General features: G+C 39.2%; 4 protein-coding genes. 3 read left to right on the top strand and 1 reads right to left on the bottom strand.

The features are described from left to right. The coding region (locus tag AB7E53_RS14160; protein ID WP_446776399.1) for a PIN domain-containing protein at nucleotides 1–479 on the bottom strand (479 nt) is incomplete at its 3' end. A gap of 253 nt (nucleotides 480–732) precedes the next feature. Between AB7E53_RS14160 and AB7E53_RS14155 the strand changes: the two genes are divergently transcribed. The 3 genes from AB7E53_RS14155 to AB7E53_RS14145 all read left to right on the top strand — a co-directional run bounded on the left by AB7E53_RS14155 (nucleotide 733) and on the right by AB7E53_RS14145 (nucleotide 4536). Beyond that, a complete protein-coding gene (locus AB7E53_RS14155; protein WP_446776401.1) occupies nucleotides 733–2037 on the top strand; it encodes a bifunctional folylpolyglutamate synthase/dihydrofolate synthase in 1305 nt (434 codons plus the stop codon). Nucleotides 2038–2048: 11 nt separating this feature from the next. Next, nucleotides 2049–3401, top strand: coding sequence for an MFS transporter (locus tag AB7E53_RS14150; protein WP_068186671.1), 1353 nt, complete (start codon nucleotides 2049–2051; stop codon nucleotides 3399–3401). Between the two features lie 208 nt (nucleotides 3402–3609). Further along, nucleotides 3610–4536 (top strand): magnesium transporter CorA family protein, encoded by a 927-nt coding sequence (locus tag AB7E53_RS14145; RefSeq protein WP_068186669.1) that lies wholly within the window; start codon nucleotides 3610–3612, stop codon nucleotides 4534–4536. The last annotated feature ends 8 nt before the right edge of the window (nucleotides 4537–4544 follow it).

The raw sequence follows: 4544 nt of genomic DNA, 5'->3' as shown, positions 1-4544 counted from the left end.
GCACGTTCAAAGATATCTACATTTACAACCTTGTCAGTAATATAATCCTCTACTTCAATCCCTAACGAACGCCCTTTCATACGCAGGTTCACATCCTTGGTAACGAGAATGGTACGTACTTTGGGATTCTTCTCTGCAATGAATAAAGTGCTGGACAGGATTCGGTGGTCGGGTGTTTTTTCCGGAAACGACAAGGCAATTTTCTCTTGATATTTGTCGCCTGTAACGATATAGAGTGTTCCTTTACCCGGACCCAGAGAAGCTCCTTTAAGAAAAAGGTCGTTGCTTGTAAGTAAATCCAGCTCGCGTACAAACTCACGGGCGTTATAATTAATTTGGTCGCTTCCCTTTTTAAATTTATCAAGCTCTTCAAGTACAACAATGGGCAGATAAATATCATTTTCCTGAAAGTTCTCAATACACTTATAATCGTGCAGGATAACATTGGTATCAAGCACAAAATTCTTCTTTGCTCCCATGATCTTTCTGTTTAATGATTAAATAATAGTATGTTTATCTAACAACAAAAATAAACAATTAGTTTGTCTGATGATAATATATTACAGTTAAAATAACTTGTTTAAAAACAGTTTTTGATGGATTGGAACAGCTGTACAAATGTTTTTCTGACATTTTTGAGCTTTTGACCTAATTATACTATGATTATTCTTCAGAGAACAATCGTATTCCTTCATTTTTATTTAAATTTGCATTTTATATAAAAAAAGAATGATGACTTACGAAGAAACGTTGCACTATCTATATACACGTGTACCTGTTTTCCAACATAGCGGAGCGTCTGCTTACAAACCAGGGTTAGGCACCAGCCTAAGTCTGGATAAATACTTGGCTTATCCTCATAAAGCATATAAGACTATTCATGTGGCAGGAACGAATGGCAAAGGCTCTACCTCTCATTTGCTGGCTGCTATTTTACAAAAATCCGGATACAAGGTTGGGCTGTACACGTCTCCGCACCTGGTAGATTTCCGTGAGCGAATCCGTGTTGACGGGAAGATGATCGATAAACAATATGTAGTCGATTTTATCGAAAAGCACAGAAGTTATTTTGAAACATTGTCGCCTTCATTTTTTGAACTGACAATGAGCATGGCTTTCGATTATTTCAGAAGTCAGGCTGTTGATGTGGCTGTTATCGAAGTTGGACTTGGCGGACGTTTGGATAGCACAAATATCATTGATCCTGATCTTTGCGTTATTACTAACATAAGCAAAGATCATGTGCAGTTTCTGGGAGATACCCTGGAGCAGATTGCCTACGAAAAGGCAGGCATAATAAAAGAGGGAATTCCTGTAATTATAGGCGAAGCCGGAATAGAGAGTGTGAAGGATGTATTTGTTTCAAAAGCCAGTGCTGAGAATGCGCCCATACGCTTTGCAGAGCAATCAGGCGTAATCCGCTCTTCGGCTATATCCGACAACGGCCATTGGGTATATGATACCACTGATTATGGTACAATTGAAGGCGAATTAGGAGGTGTTGTTCAGGAAAAGAACACATGTACTGTCCTCACAGCAATCAGAGAGCTTCTTTCGTTAGGATATAAAATTACTCCACAAGCGGTAAAGACAGGGTTTGCTCAGGTAACCGGACTTACAGGATTGATGGGGCGATGGCAGATTATCCAGAGAGATCCGCTTATAATTTGTGACACAGGGCATAATGTGGGAGGCTGGGAATATCTCTCCAAACAATTGGATCAAACGCCCTGCCATGCCCTGCATATAGTTATTGGTATGGTAAACGACAAAGATATACACGGAGTTTTAAAATTACTTCCTAAAAAAGCTATTTATTATTTTACCAATGCTTCGGTCGAAAGAGCTCTTCCAGCAGAGGAGTTTGCTTTGCAGGCAAGCGAACATGGTCTTAAAGGGACAATTCATTCATCGGTTGCTTTGGCCATTGATGCGGCTAAGAATGCAGCCGAACCAAATGATTGTATCTTTATAGGCGGTAGTACATTTATTGTTTCGGATGCATTGATTGCTTTAAAACTTGATATTTACAACTAGAAATAAAACAAATGACTGAAAAAATTCAAAAGAAGCTGAGTGACTCGAAAGGTGCTCGCTGGGCTGCGCTAGCGGTAGTGGCCTTCACCATGTTGTGTGGTTATTTTCTGACCGATGTTATGTCGCCGTTAAAACCAATGCTCGAATCGGAATTGCTTTGGAGCAGTACCGATTACGGTATTTTTACGAGTGCCTACGGCTGGTTTAATGTGTTTTTGCTGATGCTTATCTTCGGAGGAATGATCCTGGACAAGATGGGGGTTCGCTTTACCGGATTTAATGCTTGTTTACTTATGTTGGTTGGATGTGGTATCAAGTATTATGCTATTTCCGATTACTTCGCTATGGATGGCCTGATTATCCTGGGAATGAAAGCGCAGGTCGCTATTGCTGCTTTTGGATATGCCATATTTGGTGTAGGAGTTGAAATTGCAGGGATTACCGTTTCAAAGATTATTGTGAAATGGTTTAAAGGTAAGGAACTGGCGCTTGCAATGGGTCTCGAAATGGCTACTGCCCGTATTGGAACCATGCTGGCTATGTCTGTATCTGTTCCTTTTGCTAAGTATTTTAATAGTGTATCCGCTCCTATTCTTTTATGTTTCATCATGCTTTGTATCGGCCTTATCGCCTTTATCGTCTATATTTTTATGGATCGCAAGCTTGATGCCTCGCTTACTGATGCCGACAAAGATGCTGAAGAGCCGTTCAGAGTTAAAGATATTTTCTTAATTATTACGAATAAGGGTTTTTGGTTGATAGCATTACTCTGTGTTCTGTTTTATTCGGCTGTTTTCCCATTCCTTAAATATGCAACCGATTTGATGGTTAATAAATATGCCGTTGATCCCGAACTTGCAGGTATTATTCCGAGTCTGCTTCCTTTAGGTACATTGTTCCTTACTCCTTTCTTTGGTAACTTGTACGACCGTAAGGGTAAAGGTGCCACAATTATGATTATCGGAGCCTGTATGTTGATTGGGGTCCATTTGTTGTTTGCTCTTCCTTTGCTTAACCAATGGTGGTTTGCAACAATTATAATGATTATTTTGGGTGTGGCTTTCTCTCTTGTACCTTCGGCGATGTGGCCATCAGTTCCTAAAATTATTCCTGAAAATCAACTGGGAACTGCTTATGCCCTAATCTTCTGGGTTCAGAACTGGGGATTAATGGGTGTTCCTGCATTGATTGGCTGGGTATTAGACCGTTACTGCAAACTGGAAGGCGACGGACCAGCATACGATTATACTCTTCCGATGATTATTTTTACAGGATTTGGTGTTTTAGCCCTGGTAGTTGCACTGATGCTTAAGGCAGAAGACAAGAAAAAAGGGTATGGACTTGAAAAACCGAATATCAAATAATAGCACATCAAGTGTTAATTATAACAGAGGGGATATCATTAGGTATCCCCTTTTTTTGTAATCTGGTTTTATTAACCTACCTTTGCACCCGATAAAATCAATCATTAAATTATGGATGACAGTATCCCGCTTGAGGTAAATAAAAAGTAATCTGGCAGAAGTAGAAGCATTATTCCACCCTGCCGTAATAAAACGAAAGGAGGCAATAATGAAAAAATTTCTTCATTGCGAAGCCGGTTATATGGAAATTGACCAGTGGCTTCCCAATTGCTGGGTAAATGTTGAATGTCCTACTCAAGACGACATCAACTACCTTACAAACGAACTACACGTACCTGAATCATTCTTATCCGATATTGAAGATACCGACGAACGTCCACGTATTGAATACGAAGGACGATGGTTATTAACTATTTTACGTATTCCCGTACAAAGCACAGAACAAGGTATACCATTCACAACCGTGCCGATCGGCATGATTACCAATGGAGAGATTATTGTTTCTGTTTGTTATTATAAATCCGAATTAATTGACGATTTTATTCGTTATACCCGTCGTAAAGAGCTTGTAATCCGAACCAAATTCGATTTAATATTACGTATTATTCATTCGTCGGCCGTGTGGTTCCTTAAATACCTTAAGCAGGTTAACAATGAGGTAAGAATGGCCGAAAAAGAATTGGAAAAAAGCATTCGAAATGAAGATCTTCTTCGTTTGATGAAACTAGAGAAGAGTATGGTTTATTTCAACACGTCAATTCGTGGTAATGAAGTGATGCTTACCAAACTGCAGAGTATTTTCCAGGGGCCCGATTACGTTGACAAAGAATTACTTGAAGATGTGGAAACAGAGTTGAGGCAGGCTCATATTACGGTGAACATCTATAGTGATATTCTAACGGGAACCATGAATGCATTTGCTTCTATTATCACCAATAACGTGAACACCATCATGAAACGAATGACCTCTATTTCCATATTGTTGATGGTGCCAACCTTAATTGCAAGTTTTTATGGAATGAATGTTATTACCTATGCAGAAGATTTACGTTTTGGATTTATAGGAATAATTCTTTTGGCTCTTGCGTTATCTGCAGCCGCATTTATTATATTCAGAAAAATACGTTGGTTCTGATTTTATAT

Origin of the sequence: Macellibacteroides sp., assembly GCF_050251695.1 — a bacterium.
GTDB lineage: Bacteria > Bacteroidota > Bacteroidia > Bacteroidales > Tannerellaceae > Macellibacteroides > Macellibacteroides fermentans.
This window is presented reverse-complemented; position numbering and strand designations above follow the sequence as displayed.

Excerpts from the sequence above, each read along its gene's own strand:
- AB7E53_RS14145 (WP_068186669.1), top strand. The coding sequence starts at position 3,610 with ATGAAAAAATTTCTTCATTGCGAAGCCGGTTATATGGAAATTGACCAG.
- AB7E53_RS14155 (WP_446776401.1), top strand. The coding sequence starts at position 733 with ATGACTTACGAAGAAACGTTGCACTATCTATATACACGTGTACCTGTT.
- AB7E53_RS14150 (WP_068186671.1), top strand. The coding sequence starts at position 2,049 with ATGACTGAAAAAATTCAAAAGAAGCTGAGTGACTCGAAAGGTGCTCGC.